23 protein-coding genes and 2 pseudogenes are annotated in these 23269 nt (G+C 63.7%); 15 read left to right on the forward strand and 10 right to left on the reverse strand.

The features are described from left to right. Positions 1 to 35: 35 nt before the first annotated feature. From ACNJX8_RS38675 to ACNJX8_RS38695, 5 genes are all read left to right on the forward strand, one after another. Positions 36 to 290 (forward strand): AbrB/MazE/SpoVT family DNA-binding domain-containing protein, encoded by a 255-nt coding sequence (locus tag ACNJX8_RS38675; RefSeq protein WP_439358881.1) that lies wholly within the window; start codon positions 36 to 38, stop codon positions 288 to 290. Then, complete coding sequence (locus ACNJX8_RS38680; RefSeq protein ID WP_439358882.1) at positions 287 to 682, forward strand: type II toxin-antitoxin system VapC family toxin; 396 nt, start codon at positions 287 to 289, stop codon at positions 680 to 682. Before ACNJX8_RS38675 ends, ACNJX8_RS38680 begins: the two co-directional genes overlap by 4 nt. 71 nt (positions 683 to 753) lie before the next feature. Then, positions 754 to 1569: an MBL fold metallo-hydrolase gene (locus ACNJX8_RS38685; protein ID WP_439358883.1), complete on the forward strand. Its 816-nt coding sequence runs from the start codon at positions 754 to 756 to the stop codon at positions 1567 to 1569. A 65-nt stretch (positions 1570 to 1634) separates the two neighbouring features. Then, entirely contained in the window at positions 1635 to 2156 is a 522-nt protein-coding gene (locus tag ACNJX8_RS38690) for a hypothetical protein (RefSeq protein ID WP_439358884.1), read from the forward strand. A gap of 316 nt (positions 2157 to 2472) precedes the next feature. After that, the gene (locus ACNJX8_RS38695; RefSeq protein WP_439358886.1) at positions 2473 to 3525 is read left to right on the forward strand and encodes an amidohydrolase family protein; all 1053 of its coding nucleotides are present in this window, start codon (positions 2473 to 2475) and stop codon (positions 3523 to 3525) included. Positions 3526 to 3605: 80 nt separating this feature from the next. Here the strand turns inward: ACNJX8_RS38695 and ACNJX8_RS38700 are convergent, their stop codons facing one another. The 3 genes from ACNJX8_RS38700 to pcaB form a co-directional block, all read right to left on the reverse strand. Next, on the reverse strand, positions 3606 to 4061 hold the full coding sequence (locus ACNJX8_RS38700; RefSeq protein WP_128942090.1) for a cupin domain-containing protein: 456 nt from the start codon (positions 4059 to 4061) through the stop codon (positions 3606 to 3608). Positions 4062 to 4967: 906 nt separating this feature from the next. Further along, the gene (locus tag ACNJX8_RS38705) at positions 4968 to 6224 is read right to left on the reverse strand and encodes an aminopeptidase (protein WP_091885349.1); all 1257 of its coding nucleotides are present in this window, start codon (positions 6222 to 6224) and stop codon (positions 4968 to 4970) included. 113 nt (positions 6225 to 6337) lie between these two features. Beyond that, positions 6338 to 7699, reverse strand: a complete 1362-nt coding sequence (gene pcaB, locus ACNJX8_RS38710) for a 3-carboxy-cis,cis-muconate cycloisomerase (protein ID WP_439358887.1) — start codon at positions 7697 to 7699, stop codon at positions 6338 to 6340. Positions 7700 to 8138: 439 nt separating this feature from the next. Between pcaB and ACNJX8_RS38715 the strand changes: the two genes are divergently transcribed. Next, positions 8139 to 9698, forward strand: coding sequence for a winged helix-turn-helix domain-containing tetratricopeptide repeat protein (locus ACNJX8_RS38715; protein ID WP_439358888.1), 1560 nt, complete (start codon positions 8139 to 8141; stop codon positions 9696 to 9698). A 149-nt stretch (positions 9699 to 9847) separates the two neighbouring features. On the opposite strand, the gene ACNJX8_RS38720 is transcribed toward ACNJX8_RS38715, so the two are convergent. After that, positions 9848 to 10270, reverse strand: a complete 423-nt coding sequence (locus tag ACNJX8_RS38720) for a GFA family protein (RefSeq protein ID WP_128956882.1) — start codon at positions 10268 to 10270, stop codon at positions 9848 to 9850. A gap of 85 nt (positions 10271 to 10355) precedes the next feature. After that, positions 10356 to 11141 carry a methanethiol S-methyltransferase gene (mddA, locus tag ACNJX8_RS38725; RefSeq protein WP_439358889.1) on the reverse strand — a complete coding sequence of 262 codons (786 nt, stop codon included), beginning with the start codon at positions 11139 to 11141 and terminating at the stop codon, positions 10356 to 10358. A gap of 133 nt (positions 11142 to 11274) precedes the next feature. Here mddA and ACNJX8_RS38730 point away from each other — a divergent pair, with 133 nt between their 5' ends. Next, positions 11275 to 12837 (forward strand): winged helix-turn-helix domain-containing protein, encoded by a 1563-nt coding sequence (locus tag ACNJX8_RS38730; RefSeq protein ID WP_439358890.1) that lies wholly within the window; start codon positions 11275 to 11277, stop codon positions 12835 to 12837. Positions 12838 to 12894: 57 nt separating this feature from the next. Here the strand turns inward: ACNJX8_RS38730 and irr are convergent, their stop codons facing one another. From irr to ACNJX8_RS38750, 4 genes and pseudogenes are all read right to left on the reverse strand, one after another. Continuing rightward, the gene (gene irr, locus ACNJX8_RS38735; protein ID WP_164939783.1) at positions 12895 to 13374 is read right to left on the reverse strand and encodes a Fur family transcriptional regulator Irr; all 480 of its coding nucleotides are present in this window, start codon (positions 13372 to 13374) and stop codon (positions 12895 to 12897) included. Positions 13375 to 13647: 273 nt separating this feature from the next. Then, positions 13648 to 14066, reverse strand: a pseudogene (locus ACNJX8_RS38740) (DUF2147 domain-containing protein). A gap of 39 nt (positions 14067 to 14105) precedes the next feature. Next, positions 14106 to 14315: pseudogene (locus tag ACNJX8_RS38745) on the reverse strand (DUF3313 family protein); the annotation flags it as partial. Between the two features lie 201 nt (positions 14316 to 14516). Further along, a complete protein-coding gene (locus ACNJX8_RS38750) occupies positions 14517 to 15155 on the reverse strand; it encodes a TetR/AcrR family transcriptional regulator (RefSeq protein ID WP_439358891.1) in 639 nt (212 codons plus the stop codon). 216 nt (positions 15156 to 15371) lie between these two features. Here ACNJX8_RS38750 and ACNJX8_RS38755 point away from each other — a divergent pair, with 216 nt between their 5' ends. The 7 genes from ACNJX8_RS38755 to ACNJX8_RS38785 all read left to right on the forward strand — a co-directional run bounded on the left by ACNJX8_RS38755 (position 15372) and on the right by ACNJX8_RS38785 (position 22394). Beyond that, the gene (locus tag ACNJX8_RS38755) at positions 15372 to 16922 is read left to right on the forward strand and encodes an ABC transporter substrate-binding protein (protein WP_439358892.1); all 1551 of its coding nucleotides are present in this window, start codon (positions 15372 to 15374) and stop codon (positions 16920 to 16922) included. 246 nt (positions 16923 to 17168) lie between these two features. Then, positions 17169 to 18140 carry an ABC transporter permease gene (locus ACNJX8_RS38760; RefSeq protein WP_128937625.1) on the forward strand — a complete coding sequence of 324 codons (972 nt, stop codon included), beginning with the start codon at positions 17169 to 17171 and terminating at the stop codon, positions 18138 to 18140. After that, positions 18137 to 18976, forward strand: coding sequence for an ABC transporter permease (locus tag ACNJX8_RS38765; RefSeq protein WP_439358893.1), 840 nt, complete (start codon positions 18137 to 18139; stop codon positions 18974 to 18976). Before ACNJX8_RS38760 ends, ACNJX8_RS38765 begins: the two co-directional genes overlap by 4 nt. A gap of 2 nt (positions 18977 to 18978) precedes the next feature. Continuing rightward, positions 18979 to 20598 carry an ABC transporter ATP-binding protein gene (locus ACNJX8_RS38770; RefSeq protein ID WP_439358894.1) on the forward strand — a complete coding sequence of 540 codons (1620 nt, stop codon included), beginning with the start codon at positions 18979 to 18981 and terminating at the stop codon, positions 20596 to 20598. Positions 20599 to 20903: 305 nt separating this feature from the next. After that, positions 20904 to 21125: a hypothetical protein gene (locus tag ACNJX8_RS38775; protein ID WP_439362066.1), complete on the forward strand. Its 222-nt coding sequence runs from the start codon at positions 20904 to 20906 to the stop codon at positions 21123 to 21125. Next, positions 21122 to 21331 (forward strand): hypothetical protein, encoded by a 210-nt coding sequence (locus ACNJX8_RS38780; protein WP_091885309.1) that lies wholly within the window; start codon positions 21122 to 21124, stop codon positions 21329 to 21331. The genes ACNJX8_RS38775 and ACNJX8_RS38780 overlap by 4 nt, the downstream gene beginning before the upstream one ends. Before the next feature lie 124 nt (positions 21332 to 21455). Then, positions 21456 to 22394, forward strand: coding sequence for an AEC family transporter (locus tag ACNJX8_RS38785; RefSeq protein ID WP_439358895.1), 939 nt, complete (start codon positions 21456 to 21458; stop codon positions 22392 to 22394). A 12-nt stretch (positions 22395 to 22406) separates the two neighbouring features. Here the strand turns inward: ACNJX8_RS38785 and ACNJX8_RS38790 are convergent, their stop codons facing one another. After that, positions 22407 to 22691: a hypothetical protein gene (locus ACNJX8_RS38790; protein WP_439358896.1), complete on the reverse strand. Its 285-nt coding sequence runs from the start codon at positions 22689 to 22691 to the stop codon at positions 22407 to 22409. Between the two features lie 189 nt (positions 22692 to 22880). Between ACNJX8_RS38790 and ACNJX8_RS38795 the strand changes: the two genes are divergently transcribed. Next, positions 22881 to 23201, forward strand: coding sequence for a hypothetical protein (locus ACNJX8_RS38795; protein ID WP_439358897.1), 321 nt, complete (start codon positions 22881 to 22883; stop codon positions 23199 to 23201). Positions 23202 to 23269: the final 68 nt, after the last annotated feature.

Raw genomic sequence — 23269 nt, forward strand, 5'->3', positions numbered from 1 at the left:
CATTTGTTGCATGTCAGAAACCTTACAGGCGGCCCATGGGTGAGCTCACCGTCACAGCCAAAGGACAAGTCACGCTGCGGAAGGATTTGCTGGAGCACCTAGGTGTGCATCCGGGTGACAAGATCTCGATCGAAAAGCTTCCGGGCGGGCGCGTTGAAGTGAAAGCAGCTCGACCCACCGGCAAGATCTCAGATGCTTTCGGCATTCTGAAGACAAAGAGTAACGGGCGGTCGTTGTCGATCGAGGAGATGAACGAGGTTATCGCTGACGGCTGGGCTGGCAAGCGATGAAGATAACACCCGACACCAGCGTATTGGTACGGGTTCTCGTCGAGGATGATGCCGAGCAGAGCAAGGCGGCTCAGGCCATTCTCAAGAAGGCAGACGTGATCGCTATCTCGATCACCGCACTGTGCGAGCTGACCTGGGTTCTCTCACGTGGTTACAAGATTTCTGCTGCCGACATCGCGATTTCAATTCGACGCTTGATCAATGCCGCCAATGTAGCGGCGAACCGTCCAGTAGCGGAAGCAGGATTGGCGCTGCTCGATGCCGGCGGCGATTTCGCCGATGGCGTCATCGCCCACGAAGGCAACTGGCTCGGAGCTGACACCTTCGTGTCTTTCGACAAGAAGGCCGTGAAACTGATCGAGGCAAGCGGCGGATTGGCGCGGACGCCTTAGCGCTGCATGACGTCGGGATAATTCGACGATACACTGATTGGACTGCCGGCTGAACCACGGACAGTCTTGTGATGACCCGACTATTGCTGACGGCTCTTGCGATCCTCGGTTGGCTGCTGCCCCCTGCCCTCGCCCAGCAGCCACCTCAACGCAGCGAATGCCTGGCGATGGCGAACGCGGCGCCCCGCGCGCTGCCGGTCGCGTTCCGGCACGCCGCAGGCTCAGCGGAGGTCGAGATCACCTATGCCGGCCACTCCACCTATTTCATCGATACGCCCGGGGGCCTGCGCATCGCCACCGACTATAGCGGCGCCTATCAGGTGGGACGGCGACCCGATGTCGTCACCATGAACCGGGCCCACAGCACCCACTACACGCTATTCCCGGACAAGCGCATTCCCCATGTGCTGCATGGCTGGGGCGAGGACGGCAAGCCCGCGGTGATCTCCGAGCGCATCGGCGACACCTTCATCCGCAATGTCACCACCGACATCCGCCGCTATTTCGGCGACGATTCCGGCGCCGACATGATCCGCGACGGCAACTCGATCTTCATCTTCGAGGTCGCCGGCCTCTGCATCGGTCATCTCGGCCATCTCCACCACAAGCTCGACGACAGCCATTTCGCCCAGATCGGGCGGCTCGACATCGTGATGGTGCCGATCGACGGCACCTACACCATGTCGCTGGACGGCATCTCCGAGATCACCAAACGGCTGCGCTCCTCGGTGGTGCTGCCGATGCACCGCTTCGCTACACCGCTCGACGATTTCATACGCCGGATCGGCCAGCAGTTCGAGATCGACCAGCGCATCGAGCGGTCGTTCCGGATCTCGCGGGATGCGCTGCCGTCGAAGCCGACGGTGATCATCCTCGACGGGGTCTGACGCGCAATTTTCTCCAAGTCCGCTAAGGCGCGTTCGTGCTGATCTCCTGGCAACAGGAGATCGACATGACAGATTTTGCGAGACTGTTGCACGCGGACGGACCGAACCCGGAGCACGCGGCGGCGCTGCAGCTTTACGGCCGTTTCGTCGGCGACTGGGACGCCGAAATCACCGCCCATGGGCCCGATGGAACCAAGTACGCCGCACCCGGCGAAATCCATTTCGGTTGGGTCCTGGAAGGGCGGGCCGTGCAGGACGTCTGGATGATTCCTCGTCCCGCGGGCAGCCCGGCCTTTCCGATCGCCGGCAATTGGTACGGCACGACGCTACGTGTCTATGACCCAACCATCGCCGCGTGGCGGATTTCCTGGTTCGATCCCGGCCGCAGCGTGTTCCGGCAGCAGCTCGGCCGTCCGCAAGGCGCGGACATCGTGCAGGAAGGCACGACCGAAGCCGGCGAGCTGACGCGCTGGAGCTTTACGGAGATCACCGGCGATTCCTTCCACTGGCTCGGCGAGGTCAAGCCTGCGACGGCAACCGATTGGCGGCTCGTCGTCGACGTGAAGGCGAAGCGGCGCAAGGCTTAAGATCGAATCGCTCTTGAATCAGTCAGCTCCGGGCGCGCGACAACCTCTCCCGCTTGCGGGGAGGTCGCGCCGAAGGCGCGGGTGGGGGCTCTCTCCACACTGGGAATCTCTCTGTGGCGGCACCCCCACCCCAGCCCTCCCCCGCAAGCGGGAGAGGGAGCGCACCTTCCGTGTGGCGGCAATCGAGCTTCATCTAGTCGATATCGGTCACACCGCCGCTGTGCTCGCGATGACGGGTGCGGTTGCGCAACGTGCGCTGCTGCATGACGTGATGCGGTGCTAGGCTCCTCCTAGAATGTGAAGGGAGCGAACGCCGATGGCCGCAAGCGGGTTGCCCGCCAATACGAGCGGGCTGTTTGTCGAGCCGCGCGAGGACTGGCTCGCGCAGCACCAGGAGGAGATCATCGATGCGGCCCGGCCGATCGTCGATCCTCACCACCACCTCTGGAATCGCGGGCATCGCTATCTGATCGAGGAGGTGGCAGCCGACATCGCCTCCGGCCACAACATCATTGCAACCGTCTATGTCGATTGCCGCTCGATGTATCGCGCGCATGGGCCAGAGGCGTTCCGCCCCATCGGCGAGGTCGAGTTCGCCAATGGCGTCGCCGCGATGAGCGCGAGCGGTGCTTACGGCAAGGCGGCGATCTGTGCGGGCATCGTCAGCCACGCCAATCTGCTGCTGGGTGACGCGGCCAAGCCGGTGCTGGAAGCGGAAATCGCGGCGGGCAACGGCCGCTTCCGCGGCATCAGGCATTCCTCGGCCTGGGACGAAGACCCCGTCGTCGCCGGCATGTATGCGAACCGGCCGAAGGGCCTGTTGCGGGATCCGACCTTCCGCAAGGGATTCGCCTGCCTCGCGCCGCTGAATCTCAGCTTCGATGCCTGGCTGTTTCATCCGCAGATCGGCGAGCTCACCGAACTTGCCCGCGCCTTCCCCGATACCAGGATCGTGCTCGACCATTGCGGCGGCCCGGCCGGCATCGGACGCTTTGCAGGACGGCGCGAGGAGGTGTTTGCACAGTGGCGCGCCTCGATCCGCGAGATTGCGAAATGCGAGAACTTGGTGGTTAAGCTCGGCGGGCTCGCAATGTGCCTGCTCGGCTACGACTTCCATTTGCGCGCGAGGCCGCCGTCATCCGAGGAGCTTGCCACGGCCTGGCGGCCTTATGTCGAAACCTGCATCGAAGCGTTCGGACCCAAACGCGCGATGTTCGAGAGCAATTTCCCGCCGGACAAAGGCCAGTGCAGCTATCAGGTGATCTTCAACGCCTTCAAGCGCATCGCGGCGCCCCTGAGCGAGGCCGAGAAGACGGCACTGTTCTCACAGACCGCTATTGATTTCTATCGGCTCGAACTGCCATCGTGACAAGAAAAGGGGCCCGGATGTTGATCCCGACCCCTCTTCCGTCGTGGCCGCTGGGAAGCGTCCTTGAAACTTTGTGAGCTCTAGCCTGCACCCATCAACGAGGCTGGACGGCGTTCGCCGGTGGAGGTGAACATCTTCTTCAGCTTGTTGACGACGCGGATCAGGAACCCGATCATCACGGGATTGGTCTTGCGGCAGAACGCGATCTTCTTGACGTGGCCTTCGACATGCCATTTGGCATGCGCGCCGTCGCGGAAGAAAATGACGTCGCCGGGGCCGTAGCGCTTCGGCGGCATGCCGTCGCTTTCGAGCACGATCGATCCTTCCATGATCATGATCGTCTCGTCGATATCGTAGTACCAGTTGAAGCGCCCCTCGGTGCAGGCCCAGATGATGGTCTGGGCCGTGCCGTCGGCGCTGGTGGACAGGACGCGCGAGCGCGACACCGGGTTACCCTCGATGATCCAGGACGGCTCGATCGGCCGCAGCTCGAGATCCACATTGCAACTGCCGATTTCAATCATTGCGCGCGACATCTGTTTCCTCAGGGAATAAAATAAGTTTGGCCGGGTCGGAGCCCGGATTGTTTCCAATGATGATCGCAACGCTAGTGACCGCCTTTTAATTCTTCCTTACGCAGGCACCGACAATCAGCCCTAAGTTGCAGGTGCGAAGCAGCTAACGTTGAGATTCCGCTGCGAATTCGCGCACATGAACCCCTCTTTTCCGGGGTGCGACAAAATGCGCGAAAGTGACCATGGAAGGAGCCAATGCCGATGCCCGTCACGCCCGAGGCTCTGACAGCCAACCGCGAGGTCGTCGCCTGGCTCGGCGTCCTCGATGTTTCCTTGGGGCCGGACGAGGAGCCCTGGTTCACTATCGACGACATCGAAAGCCCGCGGCAGATCGGCAGCGACGGTTCCGGCGGCACGTTCGTGCTGCTGCCGTCGCAGAATGTGCTCTACGTGTCATCAGAGGGGCGCGCTGGCATTATCGCGGAGAATTTCGAGGCGTTCATGCAGCTCGTCGTCGCTCGCCCCTATTGGCTCGACATCCTCAAATTTTCCGCCGGCGGTGATCTCGTGGAGATGCGGCGCGCGGCGGATGCGCTGGAGGCGACACTCGACAACGAGGACGACCTCAACGAGGCCCGCGAGCAAATCCGCGACGCGCTCGACCTGCCCGAGCCGGACGATTCCGTCGGCGCGCTCTACGAGGCAGTCGCTGCTTCCGACGCCATCGTGCGGCCACCGACGGCAGCCCGTTCACGACGCTGTTCAACCGCTTCAGCATCGACAACAATCCGATACTGCACAACGCCGCGGCGTGAGACAGCACGCCAGACCATGAGCCTGAGGAAGACTGCCGCCGGGATGCTTACCTCTCCCCGTCGGGGAGAGGAAAACCGCGTCCTGGGGTGCTATTGGATCAAATCTAGCTTGCTACTTCGCCCACTCGCCCTTGCGGAACACCGGCACCTTGCTGCCGTCGGCGAGAATGCCGTCGATGTCGGTCTCGGCCGAGCCGATCATCCAGTCGATATGGATCAGGCTCTGGTTGCCGCCTTGCGCGGCGATCTGCTGCGGCGTGAGCTGCGCGCCGTTGATGAAGCATTTCGAGTAGCACTGGCCGAGCGCGATGTGGGAGGCCGCATTCTCGTCGAATAGGGTGTTGTAGAACAACAGCCCGCTCTGCGAGATCGGCGAGGAATGCGGCACCAGCGCCACCTCGCCGAGGCGGCGCGCGCCCTCGTCGGTGTCGAGCACCTTGTTCAGCACCTCTGCGCCGCGCGAGGCCTTGGCATCGACGATCTTGCCGTCCTCGAAACGCACCGCGATGTTGTCGATCAGGGTGCCCTGGTAGGACAGCGGCTTCGAGCTCACGACGTGGCCGTAGACGCGGCGGCAATGCGGCGTGGTGAAAACCTCTTCGGTCGGAATGTTGGCGTTGCAGCTGATGCCGTTCTTGGAGAGTGAGGCACCGCCCTCCCATTCATGGCCGTCGGCGAGCCCGATGGTGAGGTCGGTGCCGGGACCCGAATATTGCAACGCGCGAAAGCGCTGGCCGTTGAGCCAGTTGGTGCGCTCGCGCAGCACCGCATTGTGGCTCGCCCAATTGCTGATCGCGTCCTCGCGGTCGACGCGAGACGCGGCGAAGATCGCATCCGCGAGCTTGCCGATCGCGATGTCCTCGGGATCATTAGGAAACACCTGCTTGGCCCAGGACGGGCTCGGATAGGCGATGATGTTCCAGTTGGTGTCGAAATTGACGATTTTTTCCAATGCCGGCTGATAGGCCATGGAGTTGGCCTTGCTGGCGCGCGCCACCTTCGACGGATCCTCGCCCGACAGCAGCATCGGATTGTCGCCAACGATGGCGAGCCGCGCGGTGTTGTCCGAGAAGGCCTTCGCCATGCCCTCGTACAGCCAGCCGGCGGCACGATCGAAACTGTTGTCCTGGCCGTGGCGGTAGCGCGCCAGCGTCATCTCCTCGTCCGACAGGATCGGCGTCACGATGCCGGCGCCGGCCTTGTAGGCGTGCACGGCAATCCGCCGCACCAGCGGCAGCGCGATGGCAGGCGCCGTCAGAAGAAGATCCTGTCCCGGCCGCAAGCCCAGGCCCACCTTCACCGCCACCTCGGCCAGCCGGTCGAGTTTCGCGGGATCGATGGGAGTAGCGGAATTGCGGTGATCAGTCATGCGGGGCCCTCTGCCGAAAGTCTCTCATTCAATCTAAGCCTAGCATCGCGAGGCGCAAGTGCGCGAGCACCTTACGACACGGATAAGATACGCAGTTTCACGCATATTGGTTTTCAACGCGTTGCCGATTTCAGCACCCGGTCGACCATGGCGGGGGCAAGCCCGAGGTAATTTTTTGGTGAGGTGAGCACCTCGATCGTGGCGCCGTCGATGCGGCTCGAAACGCGGGAGTCGGATGAGAGCGCATCCGCCAGCGTCAAGCCTTTCTCATTGGCGAGCCGGCAGGCGTCATAGACCACGTCATGCGCCTCCTGCCGTCCGATCTGCGGGGCGAGCCCCATCATGACCGCTTCGGCCACGATCAGGCCGCGGCTGATAGCGAGATTGTCGTTCATCTTCGCCTCGTCCACGATGAGGCCTGCAAGCGCAAACTTCGCCTGGTGCAGCGCGCCGGCGCTCAGCACGAAGCTTTCGGGGATCGCCATCCATTCGGCGTGCCAGGGACCCGTGGCGCGCTCGAAATCCTGCACCATGGCATCGAGCATCAGGCCGGCATGCTGGCGCACCGCCTTGGACGCCGCCAGCATCAGCTCGGAGGAGATCGGGTTGCGCTTCTGCGGCATGGTGGAGGAGGCGCCGCGCCCCTTGACGAAGGGCTCGTAAACTTCCGCGAATTCGGTCGAGGCCATGATCATGATGTCGAGCGCGATCTTGCCGAGCGAGCCGGTGACGAGCGCCAGGAAGTTCACGGCTTCGGCAAAGCCGTCGCGAGCGACGTGCCAGGTCGAGGCGGGAACGCCGAGCTTCAGCTCGGCACAGAGCGCCTCTTGCACCTCGAACCCCTTGTCGCCGAGCGAGGCCAGGGTGCCGGCGGCGCCGGCGAACTGGCCGACCAGAACGCGCGGCTTCAACTGCGGCAGCCGCTCGGCATGGCGGTCGAACATCGCGAGCCAGATCGCGGTCTTGTAGCCGAACGTCACCGGCAGCGCCTGCTGCAGATGGGTGCGGCCCGCCATCGGCGTGTCGCGATATCGCTTGGAGAGGTCAGCGAGGATACGACGGAGTTCGGCAATGTCCTTTTCGACGATCTCGAGCGCGGCGCGCAGTTGCAGGACTACCGCGGTGTCCATGATGTCCTGCGTGGTCGCGCCCCAATGCACGTAACGGCCGGCCTCGCCGCATTGCTTCACCATCTGATGCACCAGGGGAAGGATCGGATAGCCGACGATGTCGGTCTCCCGCCGCAACAGATCGAAATCGAGCGCGGCAACATTGGTCCGGGCCGCGATCTGGTCGGCGGCATCCTGCGGGATCACGCCGCATCTGGCCTCCGCCTTCGCCAGCGCCACCTCGACCTCGGCATAGCGCGCCACCAGCGCAACATCGGAGAACACCTCCCGCATCTCAGGCGTGCCGAAGGCGTCGCGGAACAGCATGGAGTCGAGCACGGTGGTCGAAGCGGGAAAAGCGGGCATGGGCGTTTCTTCGTGGCTGGGTGTTTTCTGTGAAGGCAGCTTACGCAGGCCGCGCTGTTCGGCAATGCCCGCCATACAGCCGATGTCGTCCTGGCGAAAGCCAGGACCCATTACCCCAAGGAGACGTTTGGCGAAGACACGCCGTCCGGTACTTCTACCGTCTGCAATCGAGAGATTCCGCGGTATGGGTCCTGGCTTTCGCCAGGACGACTTTGGGGAGATGTCCGGCACTACCGACGTCGCTGCTCATTGAGCCGGCGGCAATCTGGCCCAAACCTCCGCATCCTATCGAGGTCGTACTCCCATCCGAAACCGCATGACTGCCATCACGCGATCGTGGTGAACCTGACAGACCGTTCGGCGGACTCACAGACTTCAAGTCGAAATCCATTTTGATTTTATTATTGCCTGATGCCGTTGTGAGGACTGAGTTTTCGACGTGCAGTTTCTGTTCCGGGATCATCTCCTCGACACCGACCGGCGCGAGCTGAGCCGCGAGCAGGTTCCCATTGCCGTGGAACCCCAGGTTTTCGACCTGGTCGTGCATCTCATGGAGAACCGCGACCGGGTGGTCAGCAAGGACGAGCTGATCGACAAGATCTGGCACGGCCGCAGCGTCTCCGAATCGACCCTGACCAGCCGGATCAACGCGGCGCGCAAGGCAATCGGCGACAATGGCGCGAACCAGGCGCTGATCCGCACCATCGCACGCAAGGGCTTTCGCTTCGTCGGCGACGTCGAGGCGAAGCGTGGTGCAGCCGTTCCGGAACCCGGCCGCGGGGCACCGGCGCCGCAGCCCACGCTTGCGTTGCCCGACCGGCCCGCGATCGCCGTGCTGCCCTTCACCAATATGAGCGGCGACCGCGAGCAGGACTATTTCTCGGACGGCATCAGCGAGGACATCATCACCGCGCTGTCGAAGCTGCGCTGGTTCTTCGTCGTCGCGCGCAACTCCTCCTTTGTCTACAAGGGCCGCGCCGTGCACCTCCATGAGGTCACGCGCGAACTCGGTGTACGCTACGTGGTCGAAGGCAGCGTGCGGCGTAGCGGCGAGCGCCTGCGCATCTCGGCGCAGCTCAACGACGTCTCGACCGGCAGCCATCTCTGGGCCGAGCGCTACGACCGCGAGCTGGCCGACGTCTTCGCCGTGCAGGACGAGATCACCGAGGCGATCGTCGCGGCGATCGAGCCGCAGCTCTATGCCGCCGAAAGCTTTCGCGCTCAGCAGAAGCCGCCGGGAAGCCTGGATGCCTGGGATTTCGTGATGCGCGCATTGTCGCATTACTGGCGCATCACCCGCGAGGACAATGCCGCCGCGCAAGGGCTGCTGGAACAGGCGATCGCGATCGATCCCGCTTATGGCAAGGCGCTGGGCCTGCTCGCGACCAGCCATATCTTCGGCGCGCATATGGGCTGGGCGGACATGGCCGTAACCGTGCCGGTCGCCGAACGCGCGGCGCTGGCGGCGGTGGAGGCCGATCGCGACGACGCCTGGGCGCATCACGGCCTCGCCTATACTTATCTATTCCGCCGCCGCTTCGACGACGCACTGGCGGAGTTCGAGCTGGCTCTCAAGCTCAATCCGAATTTCGCGATGGCGTACGCCTTCTACGGCGTGACGCTGTGCTACGCGGGACGATGGCAGGACGGCGACGCCGCCGCGTGCCGTGCGCTGCGGCTGAGCCCGCGCGATCCGCTCGCCGCGATCTATTGCGGAGTTGCGGCCTATGCCCGGTTCATCGGTCGCGACTACGAAGGCGCCGTGCAGATGGCACGCGAGTCGCTACGGCAACGCAGCGATTTCGTCGGTGCGCATCGTGTGCTGACCGCCGCCGCCGGCATGTCGGGAAGCTCGGCTCTCGCCGCGTCCGCCCTGGAAGACCTGCGCCGCGCCCAGCCCGGCATTTCACTCGCATGGATCACGCGCGAGCTGCCGATGCTGCGCGAAGAGGATCGCGCGCATTATCTGGACGGATTGCGTCGCGCTGGGATGAGGTGAGGACCTCTCCCTCGCCCCGCTTGCGGGGAGAGGGTCAGGGTAATGGGGAGTCTCCGCAAGGACGGTGACAGTTCGACTCGCGGAGGCTCCTCCTCACCCGGATTGATGCAATCCGGCCTCTTCCCGCAAGCGGGGAGAGGCGAAGCGACCTACTCCTGCATCATCTCACCGCTGCCGCCGAACTCGGCAGGAAAATCCTTCAGCTTGGGCAGACCGTCGCGCATCGGCAGCACCGTCTCGGCGTAATTGACGTGGACGCCGGGCGTGAACGCCAGCGTCGGGATGGTGGCGGTGAAGACGTCGACGAGGCCGAGCGGCGGGTGGTTGGTCATGAGATGACCGCCGCACTTCTTACAATATTTACGCTGGCTGAGGGGCGTCTTGGCGAAGGTCTCGACGTTCTGGGCGCCTTCGGTGATGCGCACGGCTTCGGGCTTCCACAGGCTGAAGGCGTTCACCGGTCCGCCCGACCACGACCGGCAGGAGCGGCAATGGCAGTAGCCCATCGCCTCCGGCGCGCCCGTGACCTCGACCGTGACCGCGCCACAGAAGCAGTTTCCGACATGTTTCATTGGTGTCTCCATGATGAAGGATCGTTATCGCGCGTCGGCGCCCCGCGCATCCTCCTCTCGGTGGACGCGCGGAACGAGGCCAAGACTATACTGATCTGCGCCAGGGAATAAGCATCGACACGCGTTGTTTGTACTGCCGGTAGTCGTCGCCGAAGAGAGCGACGAGGTCGCGCTCCTCCAGCGCGATGCCGACGAAGATGTAGAGCGTCGTCACGGCGGCGAACAGCAGGTGGCCCGCGGTCATGACCGGCGCCGCCCAGAACGCGATGATGAAGCCGAGATAGATCGGATGGCGGACGAAATTGTAGAGCAGCGGCGTCTTGAACCGCGCAGGCGCCGCTTCCTTGCCGATGAGATGGTTCGTCACCTGATGCAGGCCGAACAATTCGAAATGGTTGATCATGTAGGTCGAGGTGAACACCAGCACCCAACCTGCGAAGGACAATGTGACGAGCATCACGGCAAGATCGGGATCCTGGACCTCCCATATGACCGCAGGCATCGGACGCCACTGCCAGAACAGGAGCAGCAACGACAGGCTCGCCAGCAGCACATAGGTGCTGCGCTCGACCGGTTTCGGGACGAACTGCGTCCACCAGGCCTTGAAGCTCTGACGCGCCATCACGCTGTGCTGAATGGCGAACAGCGACATCAGGAGGAGATTGACGATGACTGCCTCAACCGGCGGCGTGGCGGTTCCAGTGTCGATGGTCTTCGGCACGACCAGCCCCATGACAAAGCCGATGGCGTAGAGGATGGTGACGAAAAACACGAGATATGCCGCAATTCCGTACAGAAAGGCGACGAACTTGAATATGCGTGAGCCCGCAACCGCCGGGCTGATCGAATGAACCTGATCAATCTGGGACATGGAAAGCTCCGTTGTGCCAAAACATCGGCACTTGTTGGTAGGCCCACCATGCACCTCGGACGGGCCTGAGACCTTCGCTGACAATTGATTTTCGCCTGAGACGCCTTTGAGTTTTGCTTGAGACGACGAAAACGTGCGATTTTGCTTTGAAAACAATGTGCTCGACGGCGACCTGCGGGAACTCACCTGCGCCGGGGTCGCCGTGCCATTGCAGCCGCAAGTATTCGATTTGTTGCTCTATCTGGTCGCGCAACGCGCGCGTGTGGTCAGCAAGGATGACCTGATCAGCCAGATCTGGAGCGACCGCATCGTCTCCGATTCCGCCCTGAACAGCCGAATCAACGCTGCGCGCAAGGCGATTGGTGATGACGGTGCGACCCAGCGGCTGATCAAGACCATTCCGCGCAAGGGTTTTCGTTTCGTCGGCGAAGTCCGGGAAGAAATCCGGAAAGACCTGGCGGCTTCGTCTGCGCCCGCTGTATCCGTTCCTGCGCGGCCGCACAGCGTGTCGGACCGCCCGGCGGTCGCGGTGCTCGCCTTCGAGAACATGAGCGGCGATCCCGCACAGGATTATTTCGGCGACGGAATCAGCGAGGACATCCTCACCGCGCTGTCGAGGCAGCGCTGGTTCATGGTGATCGCCCGCAACTCGTCCTTCACCTACAAGGGACGCGCGGTCCACGTCAGGCAGATCGCCGAGGAACTCGGCGTCCGCTACGTCGTCGAAGGCAGCGTGCGCAAGGCGGACAACCGGGTGCGCATCACCGCGCAGCTCAACGACGCCACATCGGGCGGCCATCTCTGGGCCGAACGCTACGACCGCGAGCTCGTCGACGTCTTTGCCGTGCAGGACGAGATCACCAACGCGATCGTGGCGGCGATCGAGCCGCAGATCCATGCGGCGGAAAGTTTTCGCGCTCACCGCAAGCCGCCGGCGAGCCTGGATGCCTGGGATCTGCTGATGCGGGCGCTGTCGCACTACTGGCGCGTGACACGGCGGGATCACGAGAGCGCGAAGGCGCTGCTGGAGCGCGCGATCGGGATCGATCCGAATTATGGTCAGGCGCTGTCGGTGCTGGCGGCAAACCATATGTTCGGCGTGCATCTCGGCTGGTCCGAGCTTGCCACGGTGGCGCCGGTCGCGGAAGCCGCCGCACTCGCTGCCGTGCGATGCGACCATGAGGATGCCTGGGCGCATGCCGCGCTCGGGAGCGTCCTGTTCTCGACCCGCAGGCTGGCCGACGCACTGTCCGAGTTCGAGCAGGCGCTCGCGCTCAATCCGAACTTCTCGCTGGCGCAGGGCTATTACGCGCTGGCGCTGTCCTATGCCGGACGCTCGAAGGAGTCGTTCGAGGCGGCGCAGAGGGCGATCCGGCTCTCGCCGCGCGATCCCTCGCTGGCAATCTATCATGGCATCGCCGGCTACGCGCGCTTTACCGAGCGGCACTATGACGAGGCGATCGCGCTCGCGCGCGAGGCGATCCGACACCGCGGCGACCTCACCGGCGCCTACCGCGTGCTCGCGGTCTCCGCCGGCATGACCGGCGACGGAAAGCTTGCGGAGACCGCGCTGGGCGAGCTCCGCCGCACCCAGCCCGGCATCTCGCTGCACTGGATCGCGACGCAATTGCCGTGGGCCAATGAGGCCGATCGCGAGCACTATCTGGAAGGATTTCGGCGCGCAGGGTTGCGGTGATTCCTCTTACCCTCCCCTGGAGGGACCCTGGAGGGGGAGGGTAAGAGCACAGTGGTGCTACGCGCGCTTGCGGCGCAGATGCACGATGACGTCGAGCCGCGCGATCTCGTGGCCGGGAAGCGCCTCGGGCACCCTGGTGAAAGTCAGGCCCTCGGCGACGTCGACCAGCACATCGTCGCCTTCGAGGTAGAAATGCGGATGCACGGATGTGTCGGTGTCGAAGAACGATTTGATGCCGTCGGCCGCGATCCGGCGCAACAAGCCGGCTTCGGTGAACTGGTTCAGCGTGTTGTAGACGGTCGCGAGCGACAGATACATGTTCGCCGCCATCGCCTCGTCATAGAGCTTCTCCGCAGTGACGTGACGATGGCCGTTCAGGAACAGCAGCTGGCCGAGCGCCAAGCGCTGACGCGTCGGGCGGAGGCCAGCCTCGTTCAGCAGTTGAAGACAGCGTTGCACGCCCTCATCCGGCTGCGGCCCGACGGCATCGGGCCCGCTGTCGTTACCGGCAGGGATATTCGTGGCGTACATGTCCATCGATCGTCTCACGTCTGCAAGAACCAGGACGCGCAGCACGCTATCCCAGTTGCTATTCGATCGCAGAAGCGACGACTTGGCTTTGATCCGGATCAAATTTGGGACTTCGATTGCCTCCACGCCGTCATTGCGAGGAGCCCTTGCGACGAAGCAATCCAGACTGCCTCCTCGGTGGGACTCTGGATTGCTTCGCTACGCTCGCAATGACGGAGTTTGGCGCAACAGCGCCTGACACAATGTCGCTCGCGAGCGTGGCAGCAGACAATGCTGCTCCTATTTTCCCTTAACCGGGGTCGGCTTCGGTGCCGGCGCACTTGCGCCCATTCCTTGTCGGCGCGGGGACCATTGAGATCGCCGGTCAGGCCAACGAGTTGACCGGGCAGCACGTCGAGGGTCTGTTGCCAGGTTTGGGTCTGGCACAGGATCTTGATCAGGCATCCCCTGAGCTTGAGGCGGTCAGGGGATTCGCGCCAGTGGCCGAGCAGCATGCGGGCGCGCTTGTCGGGATCTGGATTCTGGCTGTCGCGATAAGGCTGGCCGCGTTTGTCGACGGGCTCCTTCATCCAGACGATGAAGCCGCAAATACGGTCGCGCGACGGACCGCAGCGCTCGAGCCGGATGCGGGCGCGGCCGTCCTCGACCAGCCAGGTGCCGCTCGGATCGGTGGACGTCGCCTTGTCCTTGTCGGACATGTCGCCGAGCTGGTGATCCCTCCCCCGGTAGACGACGACGGGATCGAGGATCACTTTATTGTAATCGCGCCAGTCGACCTGCGTGGAATAGCGGTAGGGCACGCGGCCGGAGGCGTCCGACTTGTCCGGAGCCATGTAAGCCGAGGACGCCATCTCCGAGTAGGGCACGGGAGCGACCGAGGCGCAGCCGGCGGCGGCCACGCAAAGCACCAGCGTTCCCAGACCGCGCAGGGCGATCGAGCGATCCATTCCAGACTCCTCTTGCGGCTGATTGGGAGGGCCAACCTTTAAAGTTGCGATGGCGACCGCAGCCGCGCTTCGGGACCAGACGCGGCTGCGGCGCTCACCATTGCCAGCCCAATGGCATCGTCCGGGGCCTTTTTCAGATGCCTTGGGCCGTCTCAGTGGGCGCGGCTTTGGGCAGCCACCGGATGAATTGTTAACGATGAATCAGGCGCGCTTGCGCGGGCTTGCGGCCTTTGCCGTCGATGCCGCACTGGATCTAGCGGCACGCTTTGCGGCCGGCTGTTCGAGGCCAGTCCACTGCGCATCGTCGAGCAGACGCGCGAACAATCGCTGGTGCTCGTCTTTGCTGAGCGGCGACATGCCAAATAGCGAGCTCAGCAGTAAGCCCATCGCTCCGGCCCAGCGCAGCATCGCAAGGTCGGGGTCGGCGGCCTCGTCCCTGATCGCCGCCATCCTTTCCATCTCGCGCTCGCGCGGCAGCGCCATCAGGTTGGGAATCTCGACCATGGCTGCAACCAGCGCCAGCGCGGCAGAATTCGGCGAGGTCGCCGCTTCGCGCACGGTGGCGAGCTGGGTCGCCAGATTGGGATTGGCGGAGGTCGCGCTCACCTTTGCCATATAATCGTTCGAGAACTCCTCGAACCGCGCCATCTGTCGTTCGAGCAGCGCCTTCAGCACCGCCTCCTTGGTGCGGAATTGATGCATCACGCCGCCCTTGCTGAGGCCGCTCTCGCGCGCGATCGCATCGAGCGTCAACCGCCCCGGCCCGTCGCGCGCGATGATGGCGATGGCCGCTTCAAGCGCAGCGTTGCGGGAGCGTTCGGAGCGCGTGGCGTTGTCCATGGCGGACTTGTCTCCGTGACGGGAGAATGAATCAAGTGAAAACAGGACGCGCTGTACATTTTTTGTGCGAACACTGTCGCGACTTTCATCTTGCGGCGCCGAACGAGACTATGTGAGCCTCGATATTGGATGGGGACTGGGATGGGCCGGCCGTCGCTTTGCGCGCGAGGACGTTGCGAAGCGTTCACGGCTGGTCTCGGTTGAGAAAGATACGACATGCCAAAACGAGTGTTGCTTGGTCTCCTCCTGGCTTGCGGCCTCACGGCCCCGGCACTGGCGCAAGAGCCGAAAACGGGGGGTGTGATCAATGCCGTGATCCAGCCCGAGCCACCCGGCCTGATGCTCGCGATGGTCCAGAACGGCCCGACCCAGATGGTGTCGGGCAACATCTTCGAGGGGCTGCTGCGCTACAGCCCCAAGCTCGAACCCCAGCCGGAGCTCGCCGAGAGCTGGAGCGTCAGCGAGGACGCCAAGTCCTACACCTTCAAGCTCAGGAAGGGCGTGACCTGGCATGACGGCAAGCCCTTCACCGCCGCGGACGTGCTGTTCTCGGTCGAGATGCTGAAACAGACCCACGCGCGTGCCCGCAACAACCTCGCCCAGGTCGACAAGGTCGAGGCTCCCGACGACTACACGGTGGTGTTCACGCTGAAGCAGCCGTTCGGCCCGTTCCTCGGCATCTTCGAGGTTGGCTCGATGCCGATGGTGCCGAAGCATCTCTATGAAGGCACCGACTTCAAGACCAATCCCTACAACAACGCGCCTGTGGGCACCGGCCCCTTCATGTTCAAGGAGTGGCAGAAGGGCTCGTTCATCCGCCTGGTCAAGAATCCGAACTATTACGAGAAGGGCAAACCCTACATCGACGAGATCTACTGGCAGATCATTCCCGATGCCGCCGCGCGCTCGGTGGCTTATGAGACGGGCAAGGTCGACGTGCTGCCCGGCGGCTCGGTCGAGAATTTCGACGTGCCGCGGCTGTCCAAGCTGAAGGACACTTGCGTCACCGGCGCCGGCTGGGAGTTCTTCTCGCCGCTGGCCTGGCTGTGGCTCAACAACCGCCAGGGTCCCCTCGCCGACAAGCGGGTACGGCAGGCGATCATGTATGCGATCGACCGCGACTTCGCCAAGGATGTGATCTGGAACGGGCTCGGCAAGGTCGCGACCGGCCCGTCCGCCTCGACCATCAAATATTACACCGACGACGTGAAGAAATATCCGTACGATCCGGCCAAGGCCAAGGCACTGCTGAAGGAAGCCGGCTACAAGGGCGAGAAGATCCGCCTGTTGCCGCTCGCCTATGGCGAAACCTGGCAGCGCTGGGGTGAAGCGGTGAAGCAGAACCTCCAGGACGTCGGCATCAACATCGAGACGATCGCCACCGACGTTGCCGGCGGCAACCAGAAGATCGGCGACTGGGACTACGACATCGCCTTCACCTATCTGTACCAGTACGGCGATCCCGCGCTCGGGGTGGGACGCAATTACGTCTCCAGCGCCATCGCCAAGGGCCAGGTCTTCAACAATGTCGAAGGCTATTCCAACCCGGAGATCGACAAGCTGTTCGCCGATGGCGCCGTCGCGACCCCTGACACCAAGCGCAAGGAGATCTACGAGAAGGCGCAGAAGATCCTGGTCGAGGACGTGCCGGTGGCCTGGATGCTCGAGCTGCAATTCCCGACCATCATGCGCTGCAAGGTCAAGAACCTGATCACCACGGGGATCGGGGTCAATGACGGCTTCAAGGACGCATGGCTCGACAAATAGTTACAATTCGCGTCTGATCTTTCTGCCATGGCTCTCGCCACATGACCTCCGATCGAGCCGCAAACTCGCTGAACATCCCCCGCTTGCGGGGGAGGTCGACGCGCTCGCAGAGCGCGGCGGGAGAGGGCTTTCCCCTCTTGGCGTCCTCTCTGCGGAAATACCCTCTTCCCTGCCCTCTCCCGCAAGCGGGAGAGGGAGCGCACCGTGATTCTGGCTGCGTTCAACCTGATCCGATCGCCTTCTAAGATGCTCTCCTTCGTCGCTCAGCGTATCCTGAAGGGCGTGATCGTCCTGCTCGCGATCGTTGTCCTCAATTTCTTCCTGATCCGGCTTGCGCCTGGCGACCCCGCGGTCGTGATGGCGGGCGAAGCCGGGGCCAGTGACCAGGTCTTCGTCAAGCAGCTCCGGGAAAAGTTCGGCCTCGACAAGCCGCTGCCCGAGCAGCTCTTCATCTACGTCAAGGGCGTCGTGACACTCGACCTCGGCTTCTCCTTCCGCCAGCAGGCGCCGGTCGCAAAGCTGATTGGCGAACGACTGCCGGCGACGCTGCTGCTGACACTGACGGCATTTGCGATCTCGCTCATGCTCGGCATTCTCTTCGGCACCTTCGCCGCGCGCTTTGCCGGAACCTTCCTCGACACGGCCATCACGGTGTTCGCGCTGATCTTCTACGCCATGCCGATCTTCTGGGTGGCGCTGATGGGGATCCTGCTGTTCTCGGTCACCATGGATTGGCTGCCGAGCTTCGGCTACGAGACGGTCGGCGCCAATCTCACCGGCCTTGCCCACGCCGTCGACGTCGCAACACACCTGATCATGCCGGCGATGACGCTCGGGCTGTTCTTCATGGCGACCTACACCCGCATGACGCGCGCCTCGATGCTCGAGGTGAAGCGGCTCGACTTCGTCAAGACCGCGCGTGCCAAGGGGCTGTCCGACGCCGTGATCCAGCGCCGCCACGTGCTGCGCAATGCGCTGCTCCCCGTCGTGACGCTCGCCGGCGTGCATTCCGGCACGCTGATCGGCGGCGCCGTCATCACCGAGACCGTGTTCGCCTGGCCTGGCATCGGTCGGCTGATGTACGACGCGCTGCTCCAGCGCGACTACAACCTGCTGCTCGGCGTCTTCGTGATCTGCTCCGCCATGGTGCTGATCTTCAACCTCATCACCGACCTGGTCTACCGCATGGTCGATCCGCGCATCGAATTCGCCTCATGAAACAGTTCTGGAAATCGATACTGAAGAGCCCGAGCGGCGTCATCGGGCTCGTCATCCTGCTGCTTGCGATCTCGGTCGCGGTGTTTGGACCGATGCTATTCCCGAACTCGCCCTGGCGCATGGTGCAGCGGCCGTTCCTGCCGCCCTTCACGCTGTCGACCGTGCCGCTCGGCACCGACGCGCTCGGCCGCGACGTGTTCGCCGGCATGATCTTTGGCGCACGCGTCTCGCTGCTTGTGGGCCTAGTCTCCACGCTGGTCGCGCTGCTCGTCGGCGTGCCGATCGGCGCCATGGCCGGCTATTTCGGCGGCAAGGTCGACGACGCCCTGATGCGCTTCACCGAATTTTTTCAGACCATTCCGAGCTTCGCGCTCGCGATCGTGCTGGTCGCGATCCTGCAGCCCTCGATCTATTCGATCGTGGCATCGATCGCGGTGGTGAGCTGGCCACCGGTCGCCCGCCTCGTGCGCGGCGAGGTGCTGTCGCTGCGCACGCGCGAATATGTTCAGGCCGCGGTGGTCACGGGACAGAGCAACACCTGGATCATTCTGCGCGAGATCCTGCCGAACGCGCTGTCGCCGGTGATCGTGCTGGCTTCGCTGATGGTGGCGACCGCGATCCTGCTGGAATCCTCGCTGTCGTTCCTTGGCCTCGGCGATCCCAATCTGATCTCCTGGGGCTACATGGTCGGCGCCGGCCGCACCGTGATCCGCCAAGCCTGGTGGATCACCGTGTTTCCCGGCGTCGCCATCCTGATCTCGGTGCTCGGCCTCAATTTGATCGGCGAAGGCCTCAACGACGCGCTCAATCCACGCCTGTCGCGGGAGGGACGCTGACGATGACCGCACCGCCCGCCGTCTCCATCAAGAACCTGAGGATCGCGCTGCCCAAGGGCGCCGAGCGTCCGTTCGCCGTCGATGGCGTGTCGCTCGATTTGCAGCCCGGCAAGATCGTCTGCGTCGTCGGCGAATCCGGCTCCGGCAAGTCGATGTGCGCGCATGCGCTGATGGGCCTGTTGCCGGACACGGTGTCGATCGCCTCCGGCGAAGTCCAGTTCGAAGGCCGCGACCTGCTCAAGCTGGACGACGACGGCTGGCGCGATCTGCGCGGCCGCAGGCTCGCGATGATCTTCCAGGAGCCGATGACCGCGCTCAATCCGTTGATGCGGATCGGCGACCAGATGGCCGAGATGTTCGAGGCGCACGGCCTGCTCACACCCAAGGAACGGCGCGCGAGAGCGCTCGCATTGACGCGCGAGGTCGGCCTGCCCGACCCCGAGCGCATCGTGCGCGCCTATCCGCACCAGCTCTCCGGCGGCCAGCGCCAGCGCGCCATGATCGCGATGGCGCTCGCGCTCGAGCCCGCCGTGCTGGTCGCGGACGAGCCGACCACCGCGCTCGACGTCACCACGCAGGCGCAGATCCTGAAACTGATCCGCAACCTCCAGCGCAATCGCAACATGGCGGTGATGTTCATCACCCATGATTTCGGCGTGGTCGCCGACATCGCCGACCAGGTCGTCGTGCTCAGGCACGGCAAGGTCGTCGAGGAAGGCCCCTCCGCTGCCGTCTTCAGCGAGCCGCAGCATGACTACACCAAGGCGCTGCTCGCCGCCGTGCCATCGATGGACCCGCCGGTGCGCGCACCTCTCGACGATCAGGCCCGGGCTGTCGAGGTGATCGGGCTAGACAAGACTTATGTCACCTCGGGCGGCTGGTTTCGCCAGGACCGCCGCGTCGATGCCGCGCGCGAGGTCAATTTCAACATCCTCAAGGGCGAGACGCTCGGTCTCGTCGGCGAATCCGGCTCCGGCAAATCGTCTGTCGCGCGGCTCGTGATGCGGCTGATCGAGGCCGACCGCGGCACGGTGCGAATCGGCGAGACCGACCTCACGTCTCTGACGGGCAAGACGCTGCGCGCCGAGCGCCATCGCATCCAGATGATCTTTCAGGACCCGTTCGCCTCGCTCAATCCGCGCCGCAAGATCGGCCACATCATTGCCGACGGCCCGATCGCGGCCGGCACTGATCCGAAGGTCGCATTCGACCGGGCCCGCGATCTCCTGAAGATGGTGGGCCTCGACGCCGGCGCGCTCGAGCGCTACCCGCATGAATTCTCCGGCGGCCAGCGCCAGCGCATCGGCATTGCGCGCGCGCTCGCACTCGAGCCCGAGATCATCGTCGCCGACGAAGCCGTCTCCGCGCTCGACGTCTCCGTGCAGGCGCAGGTGCTGAAGCTGCTCGAAGACCTTAAGGCGCGCCTCGGCCTCTCGATGCTGTTCATCACTCACGATCTGCGCGTCGCCGCCCAGATCTGCGACCGCATCGCCGTGATGCAGCGCGGCGCCATCGTCGAGCTCAAGCCAACCGCGCAGCTGTTCGCCGCACCCGAGCACGCCTATACGCGTGAACTGCTGGCGGCGGTGCCGGGGCGGAAGGAGCGCGCGCCGGCAGCGTGAGCAACGTCGCCCAGTTCTTCGAACTACAAGATTGTTCCAAAAACTTGCACGCGACACGGGCGAAACATATTCGCTCGATCAGCATTTGCTTTGCGAGACTGCCTTGCCGGTGACGGCAAGAGTAAGCTGTCACCGGCATTCGCTCGCGCGCTAGTTGCAGCCGCGCGATAGGAAGCGGTGAACAGCCCAAGAACCTGGCAAAGAACACCCGACGTTGGGGCGCCGGCGCGGTCACGAGCTTTTTATTCCGTCGTGAACGGGCCCGCCATTTCAAAGTCGAGGGCGACGCCATAGATGCTGATTGGATGATCATCATCATCTCATGGCCTACTTGCCCACTGATATTCGGAGCCAACATGGGCGAAGTTGTTCGATTTGTCTCGAGATCTGAGCGCGAGCGCGTGCGCCTCATTCAGGAGGCACGTGCAATCTACGACAGCATCTTCCCGCCATCCGATCCGGCCAGCGACGGGCAGGATGGAGACAACGGCCGCACGATCGGCGGCGATAGGAGTAAGCTCTCGTGATCAAGATCATCGCCGTGCTTTGCAGCCTCGCCACTCCGAGCAATTGTCACGAGCAGATCGTGACCACTTCCGATTTTGCTGAGGTCTCGGTGCAGTCCTGCCTGATGGGCGCGCCGCAGCTCGCCGACTGGATGAATCAGCATCCGGCTGAGCGCCTGGCGGCATGGCGTTGCGTGATCGGGAAGCAGGGCGGCAGGGGAATCTAGCGAGGAAGATTATCGTCCTTTGCGATTTGAACGATCACTCGGGACGGCTCCATCAAATCACACAGTGACGACAATCCATCGCCGGGCTAACCTCGTCGCCGTTTGGCCATGAGGGGGAAGTCGGATGGAGGTCGCCAGCCTCGTTCTTCCCGTATTCGCGATCATCGTCACCGGCTGGCTCGCCGGCGAGCTCGGCTATCTCTCCCGCTCGCTTGCCGATGCCCTGGTGCACTTTGCCTACAACGTGGCGATGCCGGCGCTGCTGATCGTCACGATCGCGCAGGAGCCCGCGCGCAATCTGCTGGAATGGCGGTTCCTGCTCGCATTCGGCGGCGGCTCGCTGATCTGCTTCGCGCTGGTGTTCCTGGCGGTTCGCGCGGGTGGCAAACACGATCTGGCCAGCAGTACCATCCATGGGATGGCGGCGGCGATGACCAACACCGGGTTCGTCGCGCTGCCGATCCTGCACGCAATTTACGGCCAGCCCGCCGTCCTGCCCGCCGCGGTGGCGACAGTGTTCGTGGCCGCCGTGATGTTTCCGATCACGGTCATCCTGCTGGAAGGACGCGCCCCGCACGGGTCCGCGCATCCCACGGGACTGGCAAAGCAGATCCTGCTCAATCCGATGGTGCTGTCGACGCTCATCGGGCTGGCGTGGGCGATCACGGGCTTGCCGATTCCAGCGCCGGTCGCGACCTATCTGAACATGATTGCTGCCGCGCTCACGCCCTGCGCGCTGTTTGCCATCGGACTTGGTTTGTCCGTAGAGGGCCTGCGATCCAACCTGAAGGCATCGTTTGCGCTCGCGGCGGTGAAGCTGGTGGTCATGCCTCTGATCGTCTACGGGCTCTGCGTGATCTTGGGCCTCGATCCTCTCTACACGATCGCTGCCGTCGTCTGCGCGGCCGTACCGACGGCGAAAACCGTGTACGTCCTCGCGCACGAGCACAAGGTCGAGGAGAAGCTGGTTGCGGCCACGGTGTCGATCACGACGATGCTGTCGGTCGCAACGTTACTGGTCGCGCTCTACCTGCTCTCCGGCCTCGCGACGGGCACACGCTGATCGGCCATCGGTCTATCTGGTGGTGTTGCTCCACGTCGGCACCGCATTGGTCACGCCGACCGACGGCCAATTGTACGATCCGATCGACGGCGCCGTGACGGTGCCGACCGTCTGTCCGGATGACCCATAGGACGCCCTCGGCTGCGCTGCCGGCGCTCCGGCACCGCCATAGGTCGGCGCCACCACACCGGTGCTGTAATGCCGGCTCGACCGAACCTTCTTCGCTTCAGCCGCGAAAGGCGCGGCAAGCAGTCCGGTCGTGACGAGCGCGGCTATGGCGAATTTGATGCTTGTCATGACTGTTCCTTTCGCCCCGTACGCGCCCCGGTATGCCAACTGTTCATTCATCGGAAAATTTCCATAGGTTCTCCGTTCATAACTCCGTGCGCACTTGAAGGTGCCGCAGCGCGTGCGCCCGCCGCCTTCGGATGGACCCGAATCAGCGTTAGTTCATTGCTTTCATTGACTTCCCTGGACGCAAGCAGCATGACCGGCGCCGAACTGAAGCAACTCCGCAACGACCTCTCCGACGCGCTCGAGCGCAAGCTCACTGCGGCCGACATGGCCAGGCTGTGCGGATTGCCGGAGAAGGGCGGCGCCGACACCATCCGGCGCTGGGAAGTCAGCGGTCCGACACCATCGGCGACCGAGGTGCTGCGCGTGCTCGCGATGGCGAGCGAGCGCTATCCGATCCTTGAGAAGTTCGACATCTTCGATCGTCACGACGTGCGCGAGGAAGACCGGCCGGCAAAGCGCGCAGCCTTTCGCGCGCAGATGCGCGACGAGGCGCGGCGGCGTCTTGGTTAACAAGAGCCGCGCGCAAGTTACCTGCGAGGCGCGAAGTTAAGCCTTCCTTCAGCATTTCTTAAGCCGGC

This window comes from Bradyrhizobium sp. SPXBL-04 (assembly GCF_051853035.1).
GTDB classification, from domain to species: domain Bacteria; phylum Pseudomonadota; class Alphaproteobacteria; order Rhizobiales; family Xanthobacteraceae; genus Bradyrhizobium; species Bradyrhizobium zhanjiangense.